At 45.5% G+C, this 26,746-nt stretch carries 22 protein-coding genes; 17 read left to right on the forward strand and 5 right to left on the reverse strand.

The window, feature by feature from the left end; genetic code table 11:
• Positions 1–45: 45 nt before the first annotated feature.
• On the reverse strand, positions 46–615 hold the full coding sequence (locus tag NSS94_RS01470) for a hypothetical protein (protein WP_318628188.1): 570 nt from the start codon (positions 613–615) through the stop codon (positions 46–48).
• Positions 616–832: 217 nt separating this feature from the next.
• Here NSS94_RS01470 and NSS94_RS01475 point away from each other — a divergent pair, with 217 nt between their 5' ends.
• The 6 genes from NSS94_RS01475 (at position 833) to NSS94_RS01500 (ending at position 5,571) form a co-directional block, all read left to right on the forward strand.
• A complete protein-coding gene (locus tag NSS94_RS01475) occupies positions 833–1,246 on the forward strand; it encodes a GntR family transcriptional regulator (protein WP_029516855.1) in 414 nt (137 codons plus the stop codon).
• Positions 1,243–1,956 carry an ABC transporter ATP-binding protein gene (locus tag NSS94_RS01480; protein ID WP_069010117.1) on the forward strand — a complete coding sequence of 238 codons (714 nt, stop codon included), beginning with the start codon at positions 1,243–1,245 and terminating at the stop codon, positions 1,954–1,956. Before NSS94_RS01475 ends, NSS94_RS01480 begins: the two co-directional genes overlap by 4 nt.
• Positions 1,953–2,720, forward strand: a complete 768-nt coding sequence (locus tag NSS94_RS01485) for an ABC-2 transporter permease (protein ID WP_029516853.1) — start codon at positions 1,953–1,955, stop codon at positions 2,718–2,720. The genes NSS94_RS01480 and NSS94_RS01485 overlap by 4 nt, the downstream gene beginning before the upstream one ends.
• Positions 2,721–2,760: 40 nt before the next feature.
• Positions 2,761–3,246 carry a CcdC protein domain-containing protein gene (locus tag NSS94_RS01490; protein ID WP_029516852.1) on the forward strand — a complete coding sequence of 162 codons (486 nt, stop codon included), beginning with the start codon at positions 2,761–2,763 and terminating at the stop codon, positions 3,244–3,246.
• A gap of 333 nt (positions 3,247–3,579) precedes the next feature.
• Positions 3,580–4,800 (forward strand): stalk domain-containing protein, encoded by a 1,221-nt coding sequence (locus NSS94_RS01495; RefSeq protein ID WP_340953847.1) that lies wholly within the window; start codon positions 3,580–3,582, stop codon positions 4,798–4,800.
• A 93-nt stretch (positions 4,801–4,893) separates the two neighbouring features.
• Entirely contained in the window at positions 4,894–5,571 is a 678-nt protein-coding gene (locus tag NSS94_RS01500; RefSeq protein WP_340953849.1) for a hypothetical protein, read from the forward strand.
• Positions 5,572–5,664: 93 nt separating this feature from the next.
• Here NSS94_RS01500 and NSS94_RS01505 read toward each other — a convergent pair whose 3' ends face one another.
• From NSS94_RS01505 to bglX, 3 genes are all read right to left on the reverse strand, one after another.
• Positions 5,665–6,669, reverse strand: a complete 1,005-nt coding sequence (locus NSS94_RS01505; RefSeq protein WP_029516849.1) for a LacI family DNA-binding transcriptional regulator — start codon at positions 6,667–6,669, stop codon at positions 5,665–5,667.
• A gap of 161 nt (positions 6,670–6,830) precedes the next feature.
• On the reverse strand, positions 6,831–10,271 hold the full coding sequence (locus tag NSS94_RS01510) for a GH36-type glycosyl hydrolase domain-containing protein (protein WP_341038395.1): 3,441 nt from the start codon (positions 10,269–10,271) through the stop codon (positions 6,831–6,833).
• Between the two features lie 25 nt (positions 10,272–10,296).
• Positions 10,297–12,459: a beta-glucosidase BglX gene (gene bglX / locus NSS94_RS01515; RefSeq protein WP_341040374.1), complete on the reverse strand. Its 2,163-nt coding sequence runs from the start codon at positions 12,457–12,459 to the stop codon at positions 10,297–10,299.
• A 602-nt stretch (positions 12,460–13,061) separates the two neighbouring features.
• Between bglX and NSS94_RS01520 the strand changes: the two genes are divergently transcribed.
• Genes NSS94_RS01520 through NSS94_RS01530 form a run of 3 tightly spaced genes read left to right on the forward strand, consistent with a single transcriptional unit; the run spans position 13,062 to position 16,109 of the window.
• Positions 13,062–14,315, forward strand: a complete 1,254-nt coding sequence (locus NSS94_RS01520) for a sugar ABC transporter substrate-binding protein (RefSeq protein WP_209949945.1) — start codon at positions 13,062–13,064, stop codon at positions 14,313–14,315.
• A gap of 36 nt (positions 14,316–14,351) precedes the next feature.
• Positions 14,352–15,236 carry a carbohydrate ABC transporter permease gene (locus NSS94_RS01525; RefSeq protein ID WP_209949946.1) on the forward strand — a complete coding sequence of 295 codons (885 nt, stop codon included), beginning with the start codon at positions 14,352–14,354 and terminating at the stop codon, positions 15,234–15,236.
• Between the two features lie 12 nt (positions 15,237–15,248).
• A complete protein-coding gene (locus NSS94_RS01530) occupies positions 15,249–16,109 on the forward strand; it encodes a carbohydrate ABC transporter permease (protein WP_245249107.1) in 861 nt (286 codons plus the stop codon).
• Positions 16,110–16,203: 94 nt separating this feature from the next.
• On the opposite strand, the gene NSS94_RS01535 is transcribed toward NSS94_RS01530, so the two are convergent.
• Positions 16,204–16,881 carry an RNA polymerase sigma factor gene (locus tag NSS94_RS01535; RefSeq protein WP_318628192.1) on the reverse strand — a complete coding sequence of 226 codons (678 nt, stop codon included), beginning with the start codon at positions 16,879–16,881 and terminating at the stop codon, positions 16,204–16,206.
• A gap of 127 nt (positions 16,882–17,008) precedes the next feature.
• On the opposite strand from NSS94_RS01535, the gene NSS94_RS01540 reads away from it, so the two are divergent.
• The 8 genes from NSS94_RS01540 to arfA all read left to right on the forward strand — a co-directional run bounded on the left by NSS94_RS01540 (position 17,009) and on the right by arfA (position 26,486).
• Positions 17,009–18,751 (forward strand): ABC transporter ATP-binding protein, encoded by a 1,743-nt coding sequence (locus NSS94_RS01540; RefSeq protein ID WP_341038399.1) that lies wholly within the window; start codon positions 17,009–17,011, stop codon positions 18,749–18,751.
• Between the two features lie 104 nt (positions 18,752–18,855).
• Complete coding sequence (locus NSS94_RS01545) at positions 18,856–19,041, forward strand: CLI_3235 family bacteriocin precursor (RefSeq protein WP_080710748.1); 186 nt, start codon at positions 18,856–18,858, stop codon at positions 19,039–19,041.
• Positions 19,042–19,118: 77 nt separating this feature from the next.
• Entirely contained in the window at positions 19,119–20,567 is a 1,449-nt protein-coding gene (ccpM, locus tag NSS94_RS01550; RefSeq protein ID WP_039274264.1) for a Cys-rich peptide radical SAM maturase CcpM, read from the forward strand.
• 11 nt (positions 20,568–20,578) lie between these two features.
• On the forward strand, positions 20,579–21,703 hold the full coding sequence (locus NSS94_RS01555) for a TIGR04066 family peptide maturation system protein (RefSeq protein ID WP_341038401.1): 1,125 nt from the start codon (positions 20,579–20,581) through the stop codon (positions 21,701–21,703).
• Between the two features lie 13 nt (positions 21,704–21,716).
• Entirely contained in the window at positions 21,717–21,992 is a 276-nt protein-coding gene (locus tag NSS94_RS01560) for a peptide maturation system acyl carrier-related protein (protein WP_069010100.1), read from the forward strand.
• A 157-nt stretch (positions 21,993–22,149) separates the two neighbouring features.
• Positions 22,150–22,932 carry a muscle M-line assembly protein unc-89 Uncoordinated protein 89 gene (locus NSS94_RS01565; protein ID WP_069010098.1) on the forward strand — a complete coding sequence of 261 codons (783 nt, stop codon included), beginning with the start codon at positions 22,150–22,152 and terminating at the stop codon, positions 22,930–22,932.
• A 148-nt stretch (positions 22,933–23,080) separates the two neighbouring features.
• Complete coding sequence (locus tag NSS94_RS01570) at positions 23,081–24,667, forward strand: S8 family serine peptidase (RefSeq protein WP_341038403.1); 1,587 nt, start codon at positions 23,081–23,083, stop codon at positions 24,665–24,667.
• Between the two features lie 304 nt (positions 24,668–24,971).
• Positions 24,972–26,486: an arabinosylfuranosidase ArfA gene (gene arfA / locus NSS94_RS01575; RefSeq protein ID WP_039274274.1), complete on the forward strand. Its 1,515-nt coding sequence runs from the start codon at positions 24,972–24,974 to the stop codon at positions 26,484–26,486.
• Positions 26,487–26,746: the final 260 nt, after the last annotated feature.

Raw genomic sequence — 26,746 nt, forward strand, 5'->3', positions numbered from 1 at the left:
GAGATTTATTATACATGAGTGGATGTGCCCAAACGGGAGCTGTAGCTATTTCTGCTTAGTAGAGGCTTTAGCTGTATTGGTTTTAGCAGGAGCCTTGGCATCTCCTTGAGCAGGAGTTTTACCTGCATCCGCTTTACCGCCATCTACTGGTGGCTTGGATGGTTTCACGCCATTCACCATGTCTGTCATCATTTGTTTTAGATTAGAGACGCGTTGGTTATATTCAGTTGCCGTAATCTTGCCGTTTTGTTTTTCCGTAGCCAGTTTCGCTTTCATATTCGAAACCATCACATCAATAACAGAATTTACACTTACGCCTTGTGCTTTGGCGATTGTAGCAAGGGATTTACCTGCTTTCAGCTGTGTATCCAATTGACTGGAGGATAATTTTAATAATTTCAGGAGAGCTTTGTTCTCAGCATAGTTTCCTCCTGCGATTTTAGGGCCGTTAGCATCGCCTGGGTTACCCTTAGGTGCCTGTGCTTTGTCTGCAAGGGGAGCCTTCTCAGGTGTAGTGGAAGCAGCATGAGCTGCGCTTGTGGAGTACAGTGCTCCGCCTCCTAAAAATGCTAACGCCATCGTTCCAGCTAAAATTGCTTTTTTGGTGCTCTTCATCTTCATTTTCCACCTTTCAGTAATGGGGTGTTTGGTACGTGGTACATCATAAGGGATCAACTTGAATGCTATCTGAGTGTAAGCTGAGCATTTACTGAATGAATTTGGAGAGCGTGACTAACTGACATTTTAGCTAATAGAGTACTTGTATTATGTGTATTAAGTGATATAATACACTACAGGCACGATAGATGCAGCCGATTAGGGGGAAACACCCATGGAAGAGCAACGGGTTGGCTCGTTCCGATTTTTAATTGATTTTAGCCAGCCATTATATGAACAAATATTAAATCAAGTACGAAGCTCCATTGCTAAAGGGGAGATCGAAATGGGAAGCAAAATGCCGTCTGTTCGTGATCTGGCGCAGGAATTACGCATGAATCCGAATACTGTGATGCGAGCGTATCAGGAGCTGGAGCGGGACGGATTGACTGAGAAACGGCGTGGTCTAGGCACTTATGTTACGTCATCCAGTGAGCGGATTGCCAGCTTTCGGGAACAACTGGCTATGACGTATATAGATCAGTTTCTCGGACAAATGAGCAGCCTGGGACTATCCTGGGGAGATGTTCAGCAGTATATACGAAGCAAACAGGACGGAAATGAGAAGGAAGGAGGCGATAAGGCATGACGGAGTCTGTTGTGGTTGCGAATCATCTGGTGAAGCAATATGGCAGTAAAAAAGCGTTGGATCAATTGGATGTTGTCATTCCGGCAGGACGCATAGTAGGCGTGCTTGGACCCAATGGCTGTGGGAAGTCCAGCTTCTTTCGAGCGATCACTGGATTGATTCAGCCAGATGGGGGCGAGCTTCAGGTGTTGGGCCGACAGCCTGGTTGGGAAACCAACCGGGATATATCCTATCTTCCTGACCGGGCACGCTGGTACCCTAATCATACAGTTCAGCAGACGCTGGAATGGGGGAAGTCCTTTTTGCCTGGCTTCAATATAAAAGATGCCTATAAACTTGCTGATCATATGGACGTGGAGTTGGAGTTGAAAATGGCCGGGTTGAGTCGCGGACAGGAGGCGCGTGTGCTACTGATTTTATGTTTGGCACGTGAGGTTCCACTCATGATTCTGGATGAACCGTTCGCAGGTATTGATGTCCTCTCCAGAGAGGCGATTGTGGCCGGAATTATTGATTATTTGGAGGGTCGGCAGCAATCTATACTCATTAGCACGCATGATATTCAGGAAGTGGAAGGCTTGTTTGACTACACGGTCATGATGGGCCGCGGACGGATCCTATGGTCTGGTGATTCGGATGATCTGCGTGCAGAGCATGGCTCGCTGAATCAGGTGTTCCGCAATTTGTACAAAAAGGAGTGGAAGGCGTGAATTCATCAGGGCTGTTCAAAGATTTAATACGCCATGAATTTCGAAATAAAGGAAGCTGGAGAAAACAGAGCCGCAATCGACTACCGAGATCGTGGAGACTTGTGTATTTCTCACTATTTCTCATTGCGGCGTTCGCTATTTCCTTGTACTTCGCGCTTCACAACCAACTCGAATTGACAAGGCTGTGGTATGTGACCCTGGGCTTGCCGTACATGATCATTTTCATGGGTGTGGGAAGTTTGAGACGAGAATGGGAAAATGACACCTACGGATGGTGGCTGACCCTTCCCTATCCGCGCATGTGGCTGATTAGCGCCAAATGGATTGCGGCAATTCTACAAACCATTGTCGTGATATTGTTCCTGTTTGTGGTGGGTTCTCTGTACGCATTGTTCATCTCATCAACGATACAGCCTTATACGCTCGCGGATGCAGCGTGCTTTATTGTAGCTGGATTGAACTGGTTTGTGATGATTATCGCTTTCACACCTTTTGTTATTGCGCTGGGCCTTCTGACTGCCAGTACCAAATACAGTACCTTGCGGCCGCTTAGCCCGATACTGTGGATTCTTTTGATGGGTGGCGGGAGTGTCTTTTATTGGTCGGGCGATCATGGGCTTTATGAGCAGTTTGATCATGCTCAGACAGGACAGTGGTTTTCTTTTACCTGGCATTTCCCGGTTGCGGTGTTGATCAGTTGGATTGCTGCGTATATATTAATCCGCTTGAACGCTTATTTGTTGGACAAAAAGCTGTCGATTTAGACTAGCGTATCCATATGATCTATGAGGAAGGAGTTACACCATGACGACGATATTCATATATGCATTGGTAGCTGTTCTGGTGGGCCTGATGATCTGGTTAAGAACCAAGAGACGAAGGGGGCCGATAAAGGGAAACGGAACCCGGATTCTCCTCCCCTTGTTTATCGCATTCCCGCTTATGATGATGTCTGTGTACCAATTAATGCATATTCCCGGTCAAACGTACGCGCCCCCCGCCTTTTGGGAACTGCTGGCTGCCGGGCTATTAGGGGCTCTGTTTGGCTATGTTATTTTGCTGCATACAGCGTATGAAAGACGGTCTGACGGTCTGATTTATCCCAAGCCGAACCAATATTTTAAATATATTATTATCGCTATTATCCTGATTCGCGTTGTTTTGACCCAGTACCTTAGTAGTTTGGGTACGTCCGAAATTAGCATGCTGGCAATTACGATGGCGTTGGTGTATATCTCGATCTGGCGAATCGGCAGCTTTATCAAGTTTCGGAGAACGTTATCCGTATAACAATAGCAATGGGGTTAACAGCGGCTTACTATTCAAAAAGCGTTCATTCGCTTGCCGATAGGAGCCGCTTTTTTGAGTTTCGGCATTAGCAAGTTATCACACATTGTTATTGCTCCCCATATCCTTTATTCTAAGGCTTGTGGCTTGCATTGTAGCAGTACAAATATAAATTTTGAAAGGGGGGGTTATTGAGGTTTCAAAAGATTTAAATGGGGTTTAAAGTTAGGTATACGGGGAAAAATTGCTTTTTTGTGATTAGGTGTAACTTTATTAGTTACATAAAAAGGAATTGTATTCATATTCTATTTTACAGGTTGAGAGGGGCTTACAGTCATGAAAAAACATACGGTTACTGCTGCACTCGCTGGTTTGCTTGTTCTGTCTTCTGCTGTACCGGCTTTAGCGGCCGAGGTGAAATCTGATACGGGTATTCAGGTTTGGGTAGATGGCAAGAAGGAGGCTTACAAAATTGCACCTATCGTGAGAAATAAGCAGGTCTTAATTCCCCTGAGACAATTGGCCTCCAGTTTGGGAATTCCGTTGGATGCCAAGCATATTACATTCAATACGGCGCGACAAAGCACGACCATCCGATATGATCAGGCGACGGTTGTACTGGTGTCTGGCAGTCCGGAAGCGCAAATCAACGGGATTAAGGTGCCACTGTCCACCTCGACCATCTTGACCAAGCAAGGGGTAACCTATGTACCGGTTGATGTCGTCAAAGAAGCGTGGGGCAAGCAAGTGATTTGGGACCCGGCCAGCCAGACCTTGCAAATCGGGGTGAGCAATAAGGATAAGGTTGTAGAGATTCTGAAGAGCTTTGAAACGGGCGATACGAAAGCAGCTGAGGCTTGGATCAGCAAGGATCAGTACATTCAGCATAATCCGAGTTTTGCTAGCGGGAGAGATGCCTTTTTGCAAGGGATTAGCCAATCAAAGGGAGCCAATGTGCTTGTTGAAATCCAGCGGGTTATTCAGGATGGCAATGTTGTAGCAGTACATTATAAAAAGTCCATTGCAGGGAAAACAAGCATTGCTTTTGATATTTTCCGCTTCGATAGCAATGGTAAAATTGTTGAGCATTGGGACAACGTGCAGGACTCGGCTCCAGTCAATTCAAGCGGACACACCATGATTGATGGAACAACACAACTCGCGGATCTCAACCAAACGGAGACCAACAAAGCGCTAATCCGCAAGTTTGTGGATGATGTCCTAGTTGGCAAAAATCGTGCTGCATTGGAAAGTTATTATAATGGTGATCAGTACATTCAGCATAACCCTCTTTTTGGTGACGGTGTATCCAAATTGAAGCAAGCATTTTCCGCAGCGGGAAGCCAAGGAGCTTCTTTTGGATATGATCAGGTTCACATGGTCATCGGAGAAGGCAACTTCGTGCTGGTTGTGAGTGAGTTGACATCGCCTAAGGGAACTTCAGCCGCTGTCTATGATCTGTTCCGGGTAGAGAACGGCAAGGTAGCGGAACATTGGGACGTAGTTCAGGAGGTTCCAGCTAAAACAGAGTGGAAAAATACAAACGGCAAGTTTTAAAAAAGTGCGTTTGGAGTAAGGCCTGATTGGCATGCTTTCCTAATCGTCCTCTTCCTGTTAAAATGATGCAAACTTATAACAGGAGGTTGGACGATGGAAGGCTTGAAGCAACGTGTGGGCTGCCTGCATGCACATCACTCGAACATAGCCTATGTGGAACGAGCTTTGGCTTCTTATGAGGTGGAGCTGATACATTTTGTGGACCCTGGGCTTATGCGCCGGATCTCGTCAGACCCGCATTTTTCTGCGGACGATGCCAGTCGCAAGGTAGAAGAGCAACTGAGATGGATTGCTCAAAGCGACATAGACGTTATTTTGATAACGTGCACGAATTATATTGTTTTGGCAGAAAAGGCTCAATTGCCCCTGTCTACACCAGTAATTGCGCTGGATGAGCCCTTTTTTCATGAGATATGCGATGATTTGCTGCCACGGACCTTGGTATTCACGAATCCGGCTACTGTAGAGGGAACGATGAGGCGTCTTTATCATACGGCTGCTCTGTTAGGCAAACCGGATATCTCTTCTTGGATAGAGGTCAAGGTGGTGGAGGACGCTTTTGAATTGATTATGCAGGGACGTGAAGACGAGTATAAGGAACTGCTGGTTCGTTCGCTGTATGAGCTAAGGGAGGCTGATCCAAGCAGAGGGCTGGCTGTAGCACAGTTGTCTATGGTTGATGCTGCGTTACAAGTGGAGCTGGAGACGGGGCAAACGGTTGGTAATCCCTTACGGTCGTTGTCGAATTCAATTGAGGACTTGTTAGGTTAAAAAGTATAACCAAAAGAACTTCCAACCCGTGTACTGGGACTGTGGAAGTTCTTTTTTTGGAGGTCGGCGAGCAGGTTACTTCTGCGTTGCTCATCACAGATTCTGTTGATCTTGGGTGATGAATACTGCGCCTGCTGATTCTCTTTGGACAAGCGTAACGTATAAACGTTCATGCTCCACGTCTTCCCCGGCAATGATTTTGAGAACTTGTTCGGCAGCTACAGCGCCCCATTTACGTTTGGAGTAGTCAATCGTTGTCAGACGGGGCTGAATATATTGCGCCAGCTCGATATTATCAAAGCCGACGATATGAATATCCTTGCCAATCGTCAGCTCTGACTGAGCCATTCGATTGTAAAAGCCCACTGCCATTTCATCATTGAGACAAAATACGGCTACAGGTTCTAAACCCGGGCCAACTTGTTGCTGCAAAATGATTTCCGCCGCCTGTTCGCCGCCCGATTTCTCAAAATCGCCGTAAATTTCAATCATTTCAGCGACGCCGCTACGCTCAATGGTCTGCTTGACCGCCTGCATCCGTTGCCATGAATCGTAAGAACCTTCTGGTCCGGTAACCACATAAAGCTTACGGTGTCCCAATTCCAATAGATGTTCTATGGCGAGAGCGGCGCCTGCTTTGTTATCCAGCAGCACCTGGTTAATGTTAGGATGATTCAGTTCACGGTCCAACACGACAACTTTATGTCCTCGCTCGGCGTAGTTCAGTAGCTCCTGACTTTCAAACGTCTGATCCAGCACAATGGCGCCGTCAATCATGCGTTCCGGCAGCATTCGGTGAGACTGCTTACCGCTACATACGATGAGATCATAGCCCTTGCGGTTCAAAATTTCCTTGATGCCGTACAGTAAATCTCCATAAACGTCTCCACGAAAATCAGTTAGGAAAACGCCAATAATTTTGGTCTGCCTTTTCTTGAGATTACGTGCGGCGGCATTGGGCACATAGTTAAGCTCTTTGGCAATGGCTAAAATACGTGCGCAAGTTTCTTCTGTTACCTTATCGCTACCATTCAAGGCATATGAAACGGTAGATATGGAAACGCCCGCCTGTTTGGCGATATCTTTAATGCTGACCACATCGTCACCTCCTTGTCGTCCGTCTTATCATTGCTATTGTATATTCATTATTAACCACATATCTATTCCAAATGTCGTAGTCCTACACCTAAGCAGCAAAGGGCGATCCCGCAAGATCGCCATCCCTTTGTTGCCTATACCAGATTAGCATCAAAAACTCTTTATAAAATAATCTCCAGACGATGTACACCATCATGCTCTGCTAACGTCTGCTCGAAAACCTCGCGTTTGATGCGTAAGGCACCGGAGCGGTAGCGATTATCGCCGGCTGGCTCGCTTTCCAGTGGTGTTCCATTCAATACTACACGGCCCTGCTCACCGCCAGTATGCTCTTGCAACATACGGTAGACGAAGGTGATCGGTTTCCCTGCAAAGGAAAACTTAAATTCCAATCCGTCGAGATGATCCGGCAGCACAGGGTCCAGGATCAGGTCTTCGCCTGACTGACGAACACCAAGGACATTCGATATCAGCTGATTCATATAGATTCCCGGACCGCTGGAATAGATTCTCCAACCGCCTTTGACGGGTACGGCTCCTTCACGCAGTTCACCAAACCGTTCCTGTGCTTCATAGCGGGAATTAAATTTACCGTCCGAGCTACTGAAATAGGCGTTGCTTTGGCGCCATTCGGCATTCGGTACGGACGCACGGATGCCGACCGGATTGATGAGCTTCAAGCTATGCCAAGCGTCATCCTTGCGTCCCAACTTGGCCATCGCTTCCGCAAAGCGGATATGGGCATGCACATATTGCAGCCCGACTTCACGTCCAAAGTTGGCCGCTTGCTCTGCGCGCTTGAAGTGCGAGCTCACACCGCCATCATACTGTGCAGGACGGTTCATCAGACGCACACCATCCGGGCAGAGGAACTGCTCACGGATGAGTTGCTCATGAGCCAATGCTTGCTCAGGCGTGAGCAGCTGGCTGATCATGCTGCGCGTCATCGGCAGCAAGCGGTAATGGATTCCCGTCTCAGTGTCAGACGGATGGAGCATCAGCTTAGGTTGACCGGGCTCTTCCATATACACGAAGCCCGGAATAATTCCGCTCTCCAGCATGTAGCGGCTGAAGTCTTTACGGATGCCATTGGCCATCTGATGTAGATCTTGTGCAATCTTGTCGGCTTCGCTTACTACACCCGCGGGGGCCTGCTCCAAAGCTGCAGCAAAGTTACTAATAACTTGGTAGGTGAGTGCAACCGTCCAGCTGCTCGCCATGTATTGCTTCAGCTGTGCATTGGCTGGCTGGAGGGTATCGTCCCAATCGCCGTCGCCATAGGCCGACAAATACGTATCATGCAGGAAATTATCTCGAATGTATTCGATTTCCTTCAGGGCATGTTCCATGAGAGTCGCGGTCTGCTTGGTATAATCGAAAGTATGTCGATGGGTGTAAGGTACATTTTCTTCCAGAATACTGTAATCACGGGTAGCGGTCAAATAATCGCCCAGTACCTTGAGCGGCCAGACGATAATATCCCCATGGCTTTCTTCTTGCTGCACGTGAGTATAGTTGTCAAACATAAACCATTGCGGCCAGTTTCCGCTGTCCTCGTACTGATGGCTGAAGACAGTCAGCAGAATGGAACGAACCTCATCGAACTTTTGCACAGCTGAGAAATATTCCACAGGCCCCTGACACACATCGCGTGTTCCCCAGGCTGCACCGCCGTATTGCTCCAGACCGTGAGGTACAGAATAGTGAACGAGCATATTATGGGTGTACCACCAAGCCACTGCGTTCACACGGAACAGCTCGCTTGTTTCATGTTGACCCAGCGATAGATGGAAACCGTTCATAAGCTCGGCAAAATATTCCCGATAGCGCTCGCGCTCATCTTCAAAGAAAGCGTGACGCTCTTTGTGCGCTGATTCTTGCTCAGCTGGAAGCCCATTCAGCCAACCCTGCACGCTGCAGGTCCATTCGCTGCTGTCGCCCAGCTCCAGCACAACCAGAGACGCATCAGGAGAGGCACTACCCTGTAGCAGTGCTTGAGCGTCGCTCACATGCTGTAATGGAGCGCCCTCTACGTGCATTCGGTAAAGCAGGTCGGGATAGGCCTCGGCGCTCAGGGAAGCGGAGTCTGCCCGGAAGAGCAGGGCGTCACCTTCACGTTCCATATGAAACGGAAGCTCATATTCGTTCACATGCATAGACATTTGCTGAGTGATGAGGAACGGATAGGTTTGGCCACTTACCGCACGCATGTGAAGCCGAACTTCTGGGCTATCGGCATTCGTATGGTTTGTAATTATGAATGTATCGTCAGCCGTTTTGTAATACCAGCGCACATAATTAAAGCCAATTTCGAACAGGGAAGGCATCGTGAGCAGGCGGTATTTCCCTTGGATTCCGACATAGATGCGCTGACCGGATGTCTTGGGAATATTGAGCGCATTACGCGCGTTGGTGATCATTTTATTGAAATTGGTATTGCCGATCACAAGCTGGGAATTGAACACCCCGTACATATAGGAGGTGGTTGTAATGGTTTCTTCCTTACCTCCTGAGTAATGACCGCCCATTAAAATGTGCCCGTGGGGACGCTCTACACGAAGCTCTTTGGATTTGAGTACGACATGCTCATAGCTGTCCGTGAAAAAGGAAAGCAGTTCATCGCCATCCCGTTCTTCTTCCTGCCGTTTCGGGAAAAGCTGATTCACTTCGGCATCGGTGAAGTCCAGCGTGCGCAGTGGCTCACCGATGGTTTGAGCTGGGGCCACACGTCCTGCCTGAAGATCACTTGCCGCGTGTGCCGGTATGCGGGTCCCAGAAGCGTCCGCTAGAACGGCAGCTACTTCTTCGCGTGCCTTTGTCACCAGCTCCTGATACTCCAGCTTTGTCACTGCGGCTGGATGATTGGGCTGGAACAGACCGTAAAACGTAAAGCGAGCTTCCCCGGCGAGTGTCACCCGCTCAGATTGCAACGCGGTATAGGCGAATTCGTATTGGTACACTTCATTGGCGAGCGAGTCGCGACGGAGTGCTTCCGGCTCATTCGTTTCTTTGTACGAAAGTCCAAAGAACTGAAATCCGTCTGTCGAGTAACCAACAGTGCGGGTTAACGAGCCTTGTTGAATGTAGGGGAATGCCTGACTTTGAGGCTGGTTTTGACGTGAGCAAACGGTATAGCCTCTTTGTTCATCATGGTAGACAGTGTGGTCAATATATTGAGACAAATAAGCCTCATTACTGCGCACAGCAGCGGTATCGGCAATGCCGATATCCTGACCGTACACGACATCTGCTTCCACGTCATCGCCCTGAAGGGTTACATCCCAGAACCATACCCCCAGGCGGCTTAGCGTGAAGGTCACCTGATAGCCTACACCAGCGGTGAAACCTTCCCAAATAATCTGCTGATCCGTTTGTCGGATGACTCCCGGTGAGCGAACTCCAAGCAGGGGAGTGATACTTACACCAGACGGACGGTACAATCTCAAGTACAGATTGTTCAAGGAACCGTCGACTGAATTGGTCAACAGTTGGTTGATCATCGTTGAGCCGTGGGCGATCTTATACACATCACCGCTGCTCAAAAAGGTAAAAGACAGGTCGCCAGCCCGCAGCAAAATATTTTGATCCAGACTTGTATTCATCAAAGGGAACGCCTCACTTTCCTGTTTATTTCACTAACCGAAAACGGCTTTCACTAGTATCTCGGCTGTTAGGTCCTGTAAAGACGGCAAATTCACCGCTGTCACTGCTGTAGCTCAAATCTGCATGATGATAGCGTAGCTGAGGCTCGGTCAATGCAAATTCCACTTCCCGGCTTTCGCCTGGGGCAAGTAAGACTTTGCAGAAATCTTTCAGTTCTTTCATTGGGCGAACCGTATCACCACTGATATCACGAACATAGAGCTGGACGGTTTCCTCGACCGGACGTGTTCCTGTGTTCGTTACCTGCACTTTAACGGTCAGTTTCTGACCGGGTATAAGGGTATCGCCGGAAAGCTGTACGCTGTCATAGGCGACATCGGTGTAACTCAGTCCATAGCCGAATGGGAATAAAGGTTCGTTTGGTACGTCTAGATATTGAGACACGTAGCGTTCTTTTGTATTTGGATCTAGCTGCGGGCGTCCCGTATTAAAATGATTGTAATACACGGGCACCTGTCCGACCGATTGCGGGAAGGACATGGTCAGGCGACCCGTAGGTTCGGCATCACCGTACAACAAATCGGCAATCGCCGCGCCGCCTTCGCCACCAGGGAACCAGGCTTCCAGTACAGCGTCTACTTCTTCAATAACACCGTGCAGATCCAACGGACGACCATTAAATAGTACGGCTACCATTGGCTTGTTCAGTGTCTTCAGGCGCTTCACCAGTTCCAACTGGGCTTGTGGTAAGCGAATATTGGAACGGCTGCCTGCTTCACCACTCATATCCGAGCGCTCTCCAAGCGCCAACACGATAACCTCTGCTTGACTGGCAGCTTGCAGAGCTTCTGCATATTGCTCCTCAGTCATATCGTCGATAGAGCAACCTGCTGCAACCGTGAGCGACGAGGAGGATATTTTCGATTGGAACCCGTCAACAACGCGAATAGCTTCCTCCTGCGAACCACTCCACGACCAAGAGCCTAGGATATCACCGTTCTCTGCAAAAGGCCCGATCAACGCAATATGGTGATTGCGATTTAATGGAAGAACGGAATCATTTTTGAGTAACACGCAAGATTTAATAGCTAATTCTTTGGCAACCGTACGGTGAGCTTCGCAGAACACAACTTCACGTTCACGCTCAGGGTCTGCGCCGCGTAGCGGATTTTCGAACAAGCCCAGCTTTTGCTTGAGCTTCAATATACGCATCACTGCTTCATCAATGAGCGCTTCATCCAGCTGTCCGCTGCGAACCAGCTCAGGCAGATGCCCGTTATAGCAAGAGGTCATCATTTCAATATCTACCCCAGCCAGCAGTGCTTTCTTCGCTGCCTCGCGCTCATTCTCGGCGATGCCGTGAGGGATAAGCTCCTTGATGGCGGCCCAATCCGAGATGAGTACACCATCAAAGCCCCATTCATCACGAAGCAAATCACGCATCAGGCGCTTATTGCCCGTTGCAGCTACGCCTTCTACGGTATTGAAGGACGTCATCACCATTTCACAGCCTTCATCTAAAGCTGCTTTGTAGGAGGGGAGATAATACTCGCGCAGCTGCCATGCGGATACATCTACAGTATTGTAATCCCGTCCGCCTTCGCCAGCTCCATATGCGGCAAAATGCTTCACGCATGCGGCCACCCGGTCGGTATCGTTCGTCAGATCTTTACCCTGAAAACCGCGCACAAACGCACGGGCAAATTCGCTGTTGAGGTAAGGGTCTTCCCCTGTAGATTCCATCACACGGCCCCAGCGTGGGTCACGCACCAGATCGACCATAGGGGCGAATGTGACGTGAACACCGGATACTGCCGCCTCGCGGGCAGCAATGGTAGCGCTCTCTTCTGCAAGCCGCATATCCCATGAGCAACCAATGGCCAGCGGTATAGGGAAGATCGTTTTGAAGCCGTGTACGATATCTGCCATAACTAAAAGCGGAATACCCAGACGATTTTTACTCAAATGAGCCTGTTGAACACGAATCGCTTCCTTAGCCCCTGCGAGGCCTAGCACGGAACCGACGTTGTGGATATTTTTCTCTGTGATGCCGAGCGAAGCCATAGGTCCGGTAATTTGACTATCTGCTCCTGCTTCTTCAAAAAAGGCGCCTACAAGCTGTAGTAGCTGATCGACTTTTTCTTCAAGCGTCATGTTTTCTAAATAGGAATTCAGGTGTTGTTCCATCATAATCCTCCATAAGCTGTATTGTTGGTGGACAGCTCTTTTTTTCAGATTCATGAGATTTTTTGGATAAAATTGATTCAAAAAAGTACTGAACAGGCTAATAGCTAGTATAGAAGCATAATATTCTGTTGTATTATTAATCGAAACGTTTCTATTGTTGAACTCAGTTGGATTATATACGCTTTCAAATGGAGAGTCAAATCCAATTCGGGAAGTTTTTATAGAATAAATAACGTAATAAAGATGATATAAATGTAAAAAAGTCGGAATTGTAGGTGAATAAAAAATAATATTTCTATTGAATACGGTTTCAATTTGTTCTATAATGACTATCGAAACGTTTCTATTGAGGAGTATGGTCCTTGTGCTTTGAATATAAGTGTTATAGAGGTATGCTTTAGTCGCTATGTATTTACAAGTATTAGGCTTTTGCAAAATTCGATTCAAGTCGCTCCGAGGGTCTATAATATAGGCGAATAAAATCATTTCGTTCTATATATTGCTGATTACAAGTCGCTTTGTGGATTTTTGCAAAATTCTTGTATTTGAATTCGTTATCATATTGCATGATCGGTAAACCGGTCATCTCGGGAGGAATTCGTATGATGAAAAGAACGTTGGGGATCATTTTGGCAAGCACCTTATTACTGGGAGGCGCGCTGGCAGGCTGCTCGTCCAAGGATGATTCGTCTGGCAAAGATGCGAACGGCAAGACGACCATCACCATGTGGGGTATGGGAGCGGAGGGAAAGCTGCTGCCTGAAATTGTGAAAGATTTTGAGAAAGAGAATCCAGATATTCACGTTGATGTACAGGCGTTGCCTTGGGATAACGCTCACGATAAATTGCTAACAGCTGTTGCCTCGAAGTCTGGTCCGGATGTGGTCCAATTGGGAACGTCGTGGGTCCCTGAGCTTGCGTCTGCGGGTGCATTGACAGACATCACACCTTATATCAGCAAATATCCTGAGCTGGACTCGAAGAATTTTTTCCCGGGTGCTGTGAGTACGACCAAATTTGAAGGAAAACCGGTCGGTGTACCTTGGTACACTGAAACGAGAGTTTTGTTCTATCGTTCTGACCTGCTGAAACAAGTCGGATATAATGAAGCACCTAAAACGTGGGAAGAGCTTTCCGATGCTGCCCAAAAGCTGGCGGCTCGGGGCAAAGGCAAATATGGCATCTCCTTTAGTGCAAAGGAGCAGTCTATGGGCTTTATGTTTGCTCTCCAGAACGGTTCCAAACTGGTTGACGAGCAAGGCAATCCGCTGTTCAACCAACCGCCGTTTGTAGATGCTGTGAAGTATGTAAATACCTTTTTCCAAAATGGCTCTAACGCAGTGGATATTGGAATTGACTCCGTTCAAGGTTTGCAAGGTGAGGGGATCGTTCCAATGTTTATCAGCGGTCCTTTCATGATTAAAGAAATCAAGACCAAGGCACCAGAACTGGAAGGTAAGTGGAATATAGCGGAGCTTCCTGGCAAAGTAAACAACCTGTCCGTTTTGGGTGGAGCGAACCTTTCAATTATGCAATTCAGCAAGCACCCAGAGGAGTCGGCCAAATTCATGGCTTACATGAGCAAACCAGAAACGCAACTGAAATGGATGGATCTGTCCAGTAACTTGCCTGCGACTACTAAATCGTGGGAGGATGCCAAACTGAAGAGTGATCCGATGCTTCGGACGATTCGCAAACAGCTGGATCATTCCGCAGCATTGCCGCAACTGGCCGCATGGGAAGAGGTTTCTCAACAATTCATCAAGAGCTTCGAGCGTATTTACCGCGGTCATGCCGATGTACAGAAGGAAATGGATGACTTTAATCAGCAGGCTGCAAGTATTATGAAAAAATAATGATCCATATCCGCCATTGTCAAAGGGAGTGAAGGCATGAAAGGAAGCTCGCAGAAGCTTGCGCCATACTTGTTTATCGGTCCCTCCATCATCCTGTTGACGCTGTTTTCGCTGTTGCCGATTCTACTGGCGCTCGTAATCAGCTTCACGAATATGGATCTGTCAGGACTCGTTAATTATGATAGTATTCGCTTTATAGGTCTGGAAAATTATACAAACGTTCTATTGGACCCATCCTTTATAAAGTCCCTTGGTAATACCCTGTTCTTCGTCATCATCGGTGTTCCGTTGGTGCTGATATTTTCGCTTAGCATCGCGATTCTGATTAACATGGGTAAATCACGTGCTTTCAAAGTATTCCGCGTCGTGTTCTATCTACCGTCCGTAACGAATGTGGTTGCGGTCGCGGTCGTTTGGAGCTATCTGTATAATCCGACGCTGGGATTATTCAACTATGTACTTGGTCTGATGAATTTAGGTCCCGTCCCATGGCTGACTGATCCAACAGTAGCGAAAGTTTCGTTGATTGTGTTAGCAGTTTGGCGGGGCATCGGTTTAAACATGATTATTTTTATTGCGGCTATTAAAGGGATTCCGGGTTCTTATTATGAAGCGGCTCAGCTTGACGGGGCCAATACATGGCAGCAAATTCGTTATATTACGCTACCGCAGCTTCGTTACGCTATTTTCTTCGTGTCCATTACGACGATGATCGGCTGGCTGCAATTTTTCGAGGAACCGTTTGTCATGACCAAAGGGAAACCGCTCGACGGCACGCTGACGGCATCCCTGTTCATTTACAATAACGGCTTCCAATTTAGTAAATTCGGGTATGCCGCGGCGGGATCGTTCATTCTGTTCTTCGCGATCATCGCGGTAACGCTGATTCAGTTCCGTTTGCAAAATAAAGCGGAGTCCTGATAGAGAGAGGTGATGAACGTGAAAACAGCTGTTCAACAAGCCCGCAACAACTCGCGCAGTGGTGAAAAAACATTTCAATGGTTCGTGGCGATTCTCCTGACCGTGGGAGGTCTGTTGATGGTGCTGCCTTTTGCGTGGATGATTTTATCCTCCTTTAAGACAGAGGGTGAGGTAACCCAAATTCCCCCGACCATCTGGCCGCAGCATTTTACACTGGATAATTTTAAATTACTATTCGATAGCATGGCTTTTGGAACCTATCTGACGAATACGCTGATCATTGTTTTAGCTTCCTTCTTCGGATTATTCCTGAATGCCATGGCGGGTTATGGTTTTGCCAAATTCCAATTTAAGGGCAAAGGGTTTCTGTTCTATCTCGTACTGGCAACGATGATGATTCCAGGTCAAGTGACGATGATTCCCGTCTATTTGATCCTGAATCAGATGGGATTGACCAATTCCATGCTGGGGATTGTCCTGCCTGGATTGGTAGGCGCGTTCGCGATCTTCCTGTTCCGGCAGTTCATGTCCGATATCCCGGAAGAGCTGCTGGAGGCGACACGTCTTGATGGAGCAGGGGAGTTCCGCACTTTTCTACAAATTGTGCTGCCCATTTCGACGCCAATTATCGCAGTACAGGCCATCCTGACCTTCATCGGCGGATGGAACAGCTTCCTGTGGCCGCTCATTATTGCGAACGATGAGAAGCTATACACCTTGTCTGTCGGACTGTCACTACTCAAGGGACAGAACGAAAGTCAATTTGCCCTGCAAATGGCAGGCTCGACCTTCATGGTCGTTCCGATCATGATTATCTTCATTGTTTTCCAAAAGTATATTATTGAGAACTATACGATTTCGGGGATTAAGTAATCGTGTAGTGTGAATACAATTCATAGTCACAAGAACGGACAGCGGAGCTTCCCTTTGGGAGAGGGGCTCCGCTTTTTTGCTTTCATGGATAAATTTATATATGAGTTAGGCAATATTGATGGGACAATGTACGAAGTTTTCTTTTCAGTCTATAGATTCGAGTCGTTGTAGCCGTAACCGAAATATTATATTTGACAGCAAGGAAGGGCACAGCCAGTTGTCGACAAAAGTAGTCTTCATAGAGCGTATATTCATTGTTGGAAAGCTGCATTAGTATATTAACGATAACCGTATCCACATCTCCCAATCTACGATTTTCCCACTCCTCCTCTACCGAATTTGAATAACTACAGATCTTCTCACATTCAAGCGTAGTTTCATGCTTTTTTTGTGTATAGTAGCACCTAAATGATTTATATATAAGATTTTTAGCCGTGAGGTACAGCCAACCTTTTACATTGGGGTGTTGTTTGAGCTTGACCAGTTGCTGTCTTGCCGCTACAAAAGTATCTTGTGTACATTCTTCTGCCATAAATGTAAAGCAAGACTGATTCTTGACTAAATGCATACAGAAACGGTATACCTCACTCAGATAAAGTTCACAAATTTTTCTGTAAAAGCATCTGGAACTACCTCTGCACTGATCCTCTTTGCAACAGTCGATAACCATCGTGGTCGGCATTTGTTCAAGCCCCCTTTGGACGGATAAAAAAATAAGTGATTTTTGTATGTGCCAATCATATACATTAATTCCAATTTTCAAGAATGACATAAATCATATTTAATCTCGTAAATATGGAATTACTAGAACAGTTAAAAGATGTTTTAAGGTGATTTTGATTCTGATACGGAATTAGTTAATAGGGGGAGAAGGTACATCTGATGAAAGGGGGAAAAGGATGAAAGAATCCATAGTATATAAACGTCTGGCGGCAACATTTAGGCCTTATCTGAAGACGGTCACTATCATTTTGATATGTCTCATCCTATCAGCGGGCTTGAATATATTATTGCCTTTAACAAGCAAGGTTATTGTGGATCAAGGTCTTCTGAAAGGGAATATGCAGGCTGTAATCCTGTACACTTCTGCTGCGTTTTTAATCGTTTGCTTGGACAAGCTGCTGAATGTGTGTAAAGAAACCTTTCGGGCAGGTTTAAGCGCACAGGTTACCTTTTCTTTATTTGAAAAAGCGTATTTACATCTGACAAGAGTACGAATGAGCTATTTTAACCGAACTAATGAAGCGGAGTTGCTGAACCAAATTGGCACGGATGTAGGCAATGTATCAAGGATCACAGATAGTGGAGTATTTTTTGTAATTATGCAGGCGTTCAGCATGATTGGTGGTTTATGTGGTTTGCTGCTCATTAACTGGAAAATGACTGTAATCGTGCTGCTTTTTTTACCCATCAAATATGTTGTGGTGAAGTACTTTGTGAAGCGTAGAAAAAAACTGGTAGGGGATTTTATTGAAGGCAGTAGTGATTTTGCCCAGTGGTTTGGGGAATCTGTCGGGGGCATGAAGGAGCAGCGAATGTTTGGTCTTATTCCACATAAGCATCAGCAGTTCTCAACCAAGCAGCGTCGAATTGTAGATTCAGAACGGAAATTGTCACTTCTGGACGCCTGGAATATCGCTTCGGAATCTATTTTAATTCAGCTTCTAATGATGCTTGTGTACGTTGTGGGAGCTAATCTTATCTTTCGTTTACAGCTCACTGTAGGGGGGGTTTTTGCCTTTGTTTCTTACAGTGCTTATGTTACCACTCCTGTTTTCGCTATTTTAAACATTGGCTACATGCTGGCTGAAGTCGTTCCCTCCGCCATTCGATATTATCAGTTCTTGGACTGGGCAGAGGAAGAGACATCTAATTCAGTCACCCCAGCGTCTATACTAACTGAGCCGCCATTCGAAGATCACATTGCATTTCATCATGTTTCTTTTTCTTATATCAAGGATGAACCCGTCCTATCCGACGTGAACTTTAGGATTGCCCGAGGGGAAAAGGTAGCTATCATTGGAGCAAATGGGGCAGGGAAGTCTACGCTGCTGGATTTGATGATGAGATTCAGCCAGCCTGATCAGGGGATAATCACCTATGACGGCATTGACATCCAAAGCTATGAAATAGATGAGTATCGAAGTCAAATAGCTTTGGTCAGTCAGCAGGTGTATTTATTTGATACTACTATTTTTGGCAACATCCGCATAGGCACAGAAGTCACTAATGATGCAATAGAGGCTATTATCGCGGAGATTGGCCTGGAAGAATTGGTTCAGAACTCGGCAGATGACTTCCTCATAGGCTCGAACGGCTCCAGATTGTCGGGTGGGCAAAGACAGAAAATTGCTATGGCCCGGGCATTGATCAGGGAAGCGTCATTGTTTATTCTCGACGAGGTGACCTCCAATCTGGACACAGAAGCTAGGCTAAATGTTCAGCGATTGTTGAAGACCCGATTGCGTGACAAGACCGTAATCATCGTTACACATCGCAGCGAGATATTAGCGCATGTCGATAGAGTTATTTTGTTGGAGAACGGCGAACCAGCCCAAATAGGATCACACTCCCATTTTATGACCTGTCATGCGGAATACAGAGGATGGGTATTAGAGAAAGAAGAGGTCCCCATAAAATGATGAAAAAAACAAACGCATTCATAGTGTGATTTAACACCATGTACGGAATTAGTATAGGTGAACACCTTTTTAAATCATATCATGAATGGGAGGAGTAGTTTAACATGCGTAAGCTTGTGAAAAGAAGCGCGAATGTAGGCGACACGATTGAGGCATTTGGCTGTGGTTGTTCCTGTTACTGTCCTTGCTCCTGTTATTGCGCAGGCAGTCTGACTCGAAGCTCCAATACATCGCGAGAAAGTGACGGTTCTTATCGCAGAGATAATGGAACTGGAATTGGTAATTATTAAGCTTATACCTGTATGGAGGAGCCTGGACATTCCAGGCTTCTGTCCACATCAAAACAGAGTAGGTGTGAATCATGAACATGTGCCAACCCTTTATATACACATTTCAAACGAGACTCCACCATTATGTATATGATGTAAATACTAATTTAATTTTGCGGATTAAAGAGGAGGCTTATCATTTTCTGAATTCGCATTCCAGCTTCAACCTGGATCAGATGGAGGCTACACCGGAATTGCAGCAGTATATCCGTGACTTGTTGGATAACGGATTTTTATCTTCACAGCGTCCGCAGATTATGAATCATCCCAAGACAAAGCACCTGGAGCATATGCTTCAGCATCAGCTGAAAACCCTCACCTTACAGGTAACTCAAAATTGTAATCTTAGATGCTCTTACTGCGTTTATTCAGGAGGATATGACAATCGAGGTCATACGAATCTGATGATGGATTTTGAGACAGCGCGCAAGTGTATTGATTTTGTCATTGATAGATCAGTAGACAGTGACCGTCTGGATTTCGGTTTTTATGGGGGAGAGCCGCTCATTAATTTCCCGTTGGTCAAGAAATGTGTCGAATATATCAAGGAGCAGGTGGCGTATAGAGATGTAGGTTTTCATTTGACGACCAACGGTACGCTACTTAATGACGATATTTTGGACTTTCTGGATGAGCATCGTTTTGTACTTACGATCAGTCTGGATGGAGATCAAGAGAATCATGATAGAAATAGACGATTTGCTGTTAACGGACGAGGCTCCTTTGATACCATTATTGCCAATGTAGATAAAATTAAGAGAAATTACCCGGACCTCTTTGAATGGATTAATTTTAATGTGGTGCTGGATACCCGTAATGATTTTGGTTGTATCAATGATTTTTATACGAATTATGAAACCTTCGAAAGTCTGTACAGTGTAAGGTCCTCCTACATTAACGATGCTTATGTGAAGGATGAAATTTTGTACAGGAATGAATTTATTGAGCAGAGGGGCTATGAGGTAGTTAAAATGATGCTTTCCAAATTTGGGAGAGTAGATGAAAGCCATGTCTCGAAGCTGATTAAGGACTATTATATTCAGATATATTTCCGAATGTTTCATTATAGAAAGCCTTCTGCGGGGATGCCGATAGAGGCGCATCATGGCGGACCCTGTGTGCCTGGTGTACAGCGATTGTTTGCGGATGTGCATGGAAATCTGTATCCATGTGAACGGGTCAGTGAGCAGTCGGAAGTGGTGCAGATTGGAACGGTGGACACGGGCTTTGAAGTGGATAAAATCAACCGGATTTTGAATGTAGGGACAATCACGGAGGATGCATGTAAAAACTGTTGGAATTTCCGCTTTTGTACGTTGTGTGTTGCTGTAGCAGATGATTTGCATACCTTGTCCAAGGAAAAGAAGCTGAGTCATTGTTCGGTAGTCAAAAACGATATTCGGCACACCTTACTTGATTATTGCATGATGAATGAGCTGGGCTATGATTTCTCCGAGGATACGATTCTCGATTTTGAAAAAGCATGAGGGGTGTCTCCATGACCAATAAATTAATCATTTTTCCGTTTGATTATGAAACGATAGCCCTGGTTAGGAACTTGAATCTATTAGGAAGTTATGAGGAAGTTGTCCTTATTTCTTTTCAAGGGTCGGGGATGATCGGGAAAGATGCCTGTGTAACGGACAAGGGGGAAGTGACAGGCTTCATCGTGAAGCCAGAGTCTTGTTTGGAGCAAGAAATAGAGCGTTGTGATGCTATATTACTGGTGAAATCCAATTTCAAGCTGGATGTAGCTGAGGTGTATCTTCCCGTGATCAAGAAGGCTGGACAGCTTGGCAAAAAAGTCATGTGTAATTTTACTTTGCCAGACTCATGTATGGAATTCATCGAACCCTGTGAGGAGCATGAGGACAAGCTGATTTTAAAAAATACATTTGATGTACGCACGAAAGATATTTTACCGCCTGACCCGGGCTCTGTTATTCATGATTTTTTTACACCGGTTCTATTTGTATTAGGGCTGAACGAGCGAACGCATAAGCTTAATTTACAGTTTAACCTTCGGCAGAAGCTTGAAGCACAAGGATATCGGGTGTCGCAAATCACATCTAATGGATGCGGGGAGCTGATTGGTGCACATTCTTTTCCACAGTTTATGTTTGAGAGCGGTATGACGGAAACCCAGAAGATTATCATGTTTAATCGGTATTTGAAAAAAAAAGAGCAGAGCGAAAAGCCTGATCTAATACTCGTGGGCATTCCAGGTGGGATTGTTCCTTTTAACAATACGTTCACGAATTATTTTGGAGTAACCTCTTTTTTGGTATCCCGTGCTGTCAGACCGGATGGACTGATCTGTTGTCTTCACTATGATGAATACAATATAAAATATTTGGAGCATGTGAAACAGTACATGGAAAACCGCTTTTCCTCTTCCTTATTGGGATACGCCATATGTAACAATGTATTCGACAGTTACTCTTCTTCCACGGTCAATATGCAATATGCATCTGTTGATCATCGTTTCGTGGAAGAGAAAAAACAGGAATTTTCCAATTATTCCGTGCCCGTACTCCATCTGTCCAACGATGAAGATATGAATAGGCTGACGGAGAATATTTTACATTATTTTTCGGTTGATCATCATGTAGTTCAGTTGTAATGGAGGGAAGAACATGAACTTTACTCAGGATGTAACGGGAACAGGAATGACACTGGAAAATATATTTTGGAAGCTTTTTAAAATAAAAGCGGGCGAGATCAATAAAGAGGCTACATTACTGGGGCCTGATATGGGGTTGTTCCCCAGGGATCTGGTATATCTATTATTTGAAGTGGAAAAAAGTTTTGCTATCCTAATTCCGGAAGAGCGTATAGTGGGAGGGGGGTTGCTTACATATAACAGCTTGTATGAGACGATAAAGGGCTGCTTAACAGTGGAAAAGGAATGAAGGATTTGTGAAAATGATGATAAAACATACAAAAACATACAAAAATATCCGATATACCTCTAGAATCACTTATTTCAGGATTTTGCAAAATTCGATTTCAGTCGCTTACTCGATTTTTGAAAAAATCCTCATTTAGAAGAGAATTGGAGGTTTTAGGATGAATGTATCATTTACATCATCTCACCAATCGCCGTTCCGCACCGCAGATAACAACCGACTTGAACTACGGCATCCCTTTTCCGCTCAGGCTGAAAAGAAGGGTATAGGCAAGCCACAAAACAAGGTTATTCAACAATTGACAGAACAAAAGCAAAATTTGATGGAGAGGCGTTCGGACTATTTAAGTAATGCGCTCAAGCGTGGTCTCGGTCCAGAAGCTGTAAAAGCTGAAATGGAAGAGATAGATAAGCAGATTCAGCAAATTGACGAGAACATTCAAAAGCAGTCACTGGAAGAGCAAAAAAAGGCTTTAGGCATGGATGAGGAGAGTAAAAAAGAAGCTCAAAAAGGTAGAAAGGAAGAATATACGCCTAAGACTGCTGAGGAGCAGCAGCAAAGATTGGTCACCTATACAATGCATAGTGTTGTATCTGCAAACAATGAGTTGAAGAGTGCCAAAATAGCCAAAACGGCACAAATCACATTGGGAAGCGAGGCTAAGGGGTGGGAAAACGCTAACCCTGCAAAATCAGCGTCTTTGCGTGAAAAGGCAGAAGGACTTAATGGAAAGATCATGGAAATCGCTGCGAATATTAATGAGCGTATCAGTGAAGCAGTGAATAACGAACCGATGATTACAGATCGGGTTGAACCTAAGGAAGAGCAGGAGGCAAATCCAGAGGCAGGCAGGGTGTGGACTGAACAAGAGCTCAATGCTTATCTGGACTCGGCCAAAGACGGGGCGAAGACTGCAGGCACGAAGGTGAATATTGCAGTCTGATCCAGCTATTATGTACATGGTTTGCTAAATTAGGAGGGTGCTTTCAGACGAACGCTATCGTTCGCAGAGGCACCCTCCGCTTACTCTAATAGAACGGAACAGAGCCGTGAGATTCATTCCACAATCCGAAGAGACAGGGGGAGAAAACATGAATGGCAAGATTCATGTAGCCATTATTGACGACGGGGTTAATGCTGGCTTTTTAAACACCCAATTATTATATAACGTCGAAATAGCTCATGGAGACGTAGAAGATGGACGTACCTTAAATCACGGTACGCTATGTGCAGCTATTGTACAAACGTATTTTCCAGATGCGATCATTAGCAGTGTAAAAATAATGAACCATAGAAAAGGAAATGCAACTCAGCTTTGTGCTGCGCTGGATTGGTGTGTAAAACATGGTGTACAGGTAGCAAATATCAGCCTGGGGAGTATAAATTATCGAGATCGAAGCATGCTGCGGGAGGCTGTAAATGATGCAGCTATGGCGGGATTAATTATAGTATGTGCTGCACAAAACGGAGGACTTCTTACTTATCCGGCCTCCTTTGCCAATGTGATTGGTGTGCGCTGCGATCATAGCGGTATACTCACAGCAGGACAATATACATATGATGCTGAGTTAGCATTCTCAAGCGGTATCGATTTTATCGCTTTTGCCAAGCATGAACTAGTAGGTGCAGCTGGAGAGGCTGTACAATGTCCCAACAGCAATAGCTATGCCACTCCATTGATTACAGCACACATATGTAAAGTTTTGCAGCAGTCCAAAGCTGTTCCTTCCATAGAACAGCTAAAACATATGTTACATAAGTATAGCTATCTTCCGATACAGGATACTAAATTACCCGTAATGCGTTACGGACATCCGGATTGGATACGGCGCGCCTATGTGTTTATAGAGGAGTGTGCAATTAGTTCGAAAGCACCCTATTATTTTCAGACCCAATGTGAAGCTCAACCCTCTGGCGACAAAGTTGCCGCGATCATCGAACAAGCCATCCTGCGGGAGCGAGAACAACAGGATACAGCGCTCGAAGGTGGACAACGGGTATGCGACCTGACAGATACGATTGTCTTGCTAGGGGAAATGGAGCCAGTGAGCTTGCAGGAAGTGGAACAATTGGCTTCACGGTATGGAAAACATGTCGTCTATATCTCTAAAAATCAACGACACACCCCATCACTGAATTTTTCGTCTTGCTATTTGCGCTGGTGGCAGCAAGAGGAGGGGCTCTTTATGGCGCAGGAGGAGACTAGCTCAATAGAGGATTCACGCATTCCGCATATTTGTATTTATTATGACAAGGGCATTGACATTATTTATTTTTTGCATGAGTTGAGAGGGGCCTTTGCCCGGGATGAATACCAAAGCTGGATCGCGGTGGACCAGTCCGCGGCAGTGTTGCATGATATGGAGTATACGCTCCCTTTGGATGCAAGCAATGGATTACAGGAACTGTTATATAATGCGGGTAAAATGGCATATAACGCTTATACGGATATTGCTATTTTGTGTGTAAAGGCTGCGAATACTGAGGATTGCACCAAAGAACGAGTTTTATTAGGCGTAGATATTGAGCTTTCTTTGCTGGTGAAAGTGGAAACTGAAGGTATTTACATATCTATACGGACAGAGCAGGGATATTTGAAAGAATGGGTCCTCTCAGACTTAAACGCGGGCGATATAGGTGGTATTTATACATATTTAGAACAACTGTTGGTAGACTGATATTCACTATTTAAAACAGACTGCAAGATTCGGGAGTAGCACTATTTTGAACGCACCTGTAATTCGTTATTATTATTTAGGAAAGGGTTATTCACTCAATAAGTTTGTTTATAAAACGAAATATTTAGAAATACGTAACCAATTGCTTATCGTTTATTATAAACATTAATAATTATATTAAGTATTTAACGATAATATTGACTATAATAAATAGGGTGTGTTATATTAAAACCGTAAATAAAACGGCATCTTAGTCTTGGTGGTACAACGGATTTTATTTTCGCATTCAGAGAGGATGGTTTAGGTGGCAGCAGCTGTAAAAGCAAAGATGATTGTAGACAAATCTTTTCGTATTGCTGAAGTCGATAAACGCATTTATGGCTCTTTTGTAGAGCATCTCGGGCGTGCCGTATATGGTGGCATTTACGAGCCTACTCATTCAACTAGTGATGAAAGCGGTTTCCGTAATGATGTTAAAGAGTTGGTAAAACAGCTTGATGTTCCTATTATACGCTATCCGGGAGGCAATTTTGTATCCGGTTACAATTGGGAGGACGGTGTCGGTCCTGTTGCGTCCAGACCTAGACAGTTGGAGCTGGCGTGGAGAACAGTCGAGCCGAATGAAGTGGGTACGAATGAATTTTTCAAGTGGGCCAAGGATGTAGGTTCCGAAGTCATGATGGCGGTTAATCTGGGTACACGCGGAATTGATGCTGCGCGTAATCTGGTGGAATATTGCAACCACACAGGCGGCTCCTATTGGAGTGATCTACGTCGTAGTCACGGGGTTGAGCAACCACATAAGATTAAAACTTGGTGTCTTGGTAACGAGATGGATGGCCCATGGCAGATTGGTCACAAGACAGCAGAAGAATATGGCCGTCTGGCTGTTGAATCTGCAAAAGCTATGAAGCTGATTGATCCTGACATTGAGCTTGTATCCTGTGGCAGCTCCAGTTCCACGATGCCAACGTTCCCGGAATGGGAAGCAACCACATTGGATCATACCTATGAGGTAGCCGACTATATTTCCTTGCATCAATACTACGGCAATCATGACAATGATACGGCTAATTATCTGGCACGCTCTATGGATATGGATCATTTTATCCATACGGTCATTTCGACTTGTGACTATATCAAAGCAAAGAAACGCAGCAAGAAGAAAATGATGCTCAGCTTTGACGAATGGAACGTATGGTACCACTCCAATGATGCGGACAAAAAAATTGATCCGTGGTCTGTGGCACCACCGCAGCTTGAGGATATCTATAACTTTGAGGATGCATTGTTGGTAGGCAGCATGTTGATCACGTTCCTGCGCCACGCGGATCGTGTGAAAATGGCTTGTCTCGCCCAACTGGTCAACGTTATTGCGCCAATCATGACCGAGAATAACGGAAAGGCGTGGAAACAAACGATCTTCTATCCGTATCTGCATGCCTCCCGTTATGGTCGTGGGATATCGCTGATGCCTGTCGTGGATTCGGAAAAATACGACTCCAAGGACTTCACAGACATCCCTTATCTGGACAGCGCTGTAGTTTATGATGAAGAGGGAGACGCGCTGACTGTCTTTGCAGTGAACCGTCATTTGTCTGAATCGCTGGAGCTGACAGTAGATGTACGCAGTTTTGAAGGCTACCGCATTGTCGAGCATACTGTATTGGAGCATGATGATCTTAAAGCGACCAACAGTCCAGCCGGTGAAAAAGTTACGCCTCACAACGGCGGTAACGCCAAGCTTGATGACGGAATTGTAAAAGCTCATTTGGGCAAAGCATCGTGGAACGTTATCCGTCTCGCTAAGTCTCATTAATTCTCTTCTGTAAAAGGGTACAGCTTCGACTGTACCTAAATAAGCTCGCATTCTCTCTTGTAAGAGTACTACAAGAGCGGCAATGCGAGCTTTTTGCGTAAAATGAGCCATTTGTCCCTCCATAGATATAGGGTTCTGAGAGAAGGGTGGATTTTAAATAAATATTATGTTTATTACTAAATTTAACTAGACAAAGATGATCCTTATTCACTAAGTGATCGTACTCCGTACATTTTTGTGAAGTTAATTAGACCCAGTGC

Source organism: Paenibacillus sp. FSL L8-0644 (assembly GCF_038008165.1).
GTDB lineage: Bacteria > Bacillota > Bacilli > Paenibacillales > Paenibacillaceae > Paenibacillus > Paenibacillus polymyxa_D.

Excerpts from the sequence above, each read along its gene's own strand:
- NSS94_RS01470 (WP_318628188.1), bottom strand. The coding sequence starts at position 615 with ATGAAGAGCACCAAAAAAGCAATTTTAGCTGGAACGATGGCGTTAGCA.
- NSS94_RS01525 (WP_209949946.1), top strand. The coding sequence starts at position 14,352 with ATGAAAGGAAGCTCGCAGAAGCTTGCGCCATACTTGTTTATCGGTCCC.
- ccpM (WP_039274264.1), top strand. The coding sequence starts at position 19,119 with ATGTGCCAACCCTTTATATACACATTTCAAACGAGACTCCACCATTAT.
- NSS94_RS01555 (WP_341038401.1), top strand. The coding sequence starts at position 20,579 with ATGACCAATAAATTAATCATTTTTCCGTTTGATTATGAAACGATAGCC.
- NSS94_RS01545 (WP_080710748.1), top strand. The coding sequence starts at position 18,856 with ATGCGTAAGCTTGTGAAAAGAAGCGCGAATGTAGGCGACACGATTGAG.
- bglX (WP_341040374.1), bottom strand. The coding sequence starts at position 12,459 with ATGGAACAACACCTGAATTCCTATTTAGAAAACATGACGCTTGAAGAA.
- NSS94_RS01570 (WP_341038403.1), top strand. The coding sequence starts at position 23,081 with ATGAATGGCAAGATTCATGTAGCCATTATTGACGACGGGGTTAATGCT.
- NSS94_RS01490 (WP_029516852.1), top strand. The coding sequence starts at position 2,761 with ATGACGACGATATTCATATATGCATTGGTAGCTGTTCTGGTGGGCCTG.
- NSS94_RS01495 (WP_340953847.1), top strand. The coding sequence starts at position 3,580 with ATGAAAAAACATACGGTTACTGCTGCACTCGCTGGTTTGCTTGTTCTG.
- NSS94_RS01540 (WP_341038399.1), top strand. The coding sequence starts at position 17,009 with ATGAAAGAATCCATAGTATATAAACGTCTGGCGGCAACATTTAGGCCT.
- NSS94_RS01520 (WP_209949945.1), top strand. The coding sequence starts at position 13,062 with ATGATGAAAAGAACGTTGGGGATCATTTTGGCAAGCACCTTATTACTG.
- NSS94_RS01480 (WP_069010117.1), top strand. The coding sequence starts at position 1,243 with ATGACGGAGTCTGTTGTGGTTGCGAATCATCTGGTGAAGCAATATGGC.
- NSS94_RS01475 (WP_029516855.1), top strand. The coding sequence starts at position 833 with ATGGAAGAGCAACGGGTTGGCTCGTTCCGATTTTTAATTGATTTTAGC.
- NSS94_RS01560 (WP_069010100.1), top strand. The coding sequence starts at position 21,717 with ATGAACTTTACTCAGGATGTAACGGGAACAGGAATGACACTGGAAAAT.
- NSS94_RS01500 (WP_340953849.1), top strand. The coding sequence starts at position 4,894 with ATGGAAGGCTTGAAGCAACGTGTGGGCTGCCTGCATGCACATCACTCG.
- NSS94_RS01530 (WP_245249107.1), top strand. The coding sequence starts at position 15,249 with ATGAACGTGAAAACAGCTGTTCAACAAGCCCGCAACAACTCGCGCAGT.
- NSS94_RS01565 (WP_069010098.1), top strand. The coding sequence starts at position 22,150 with ATGAATGTATCATTTACATCATCTCACCAATCGCCGTTCCGCACCGCA.
- NSS94_RS01510 (WP_341038395.1), bottom strand. The coding sequence starts at position 10,271 with ATGAATACAAGTCTGGATCAAAATATTTTGCTGCGGGCTGGCGACCTG.
- NSS94_RS01535 (WP_318628192.1), bottom strand. The coding sequence starts at position 16,881 with ATGTCATTCTTGAAAATTGGAATTAATGTATATGATTGGCACATACAA.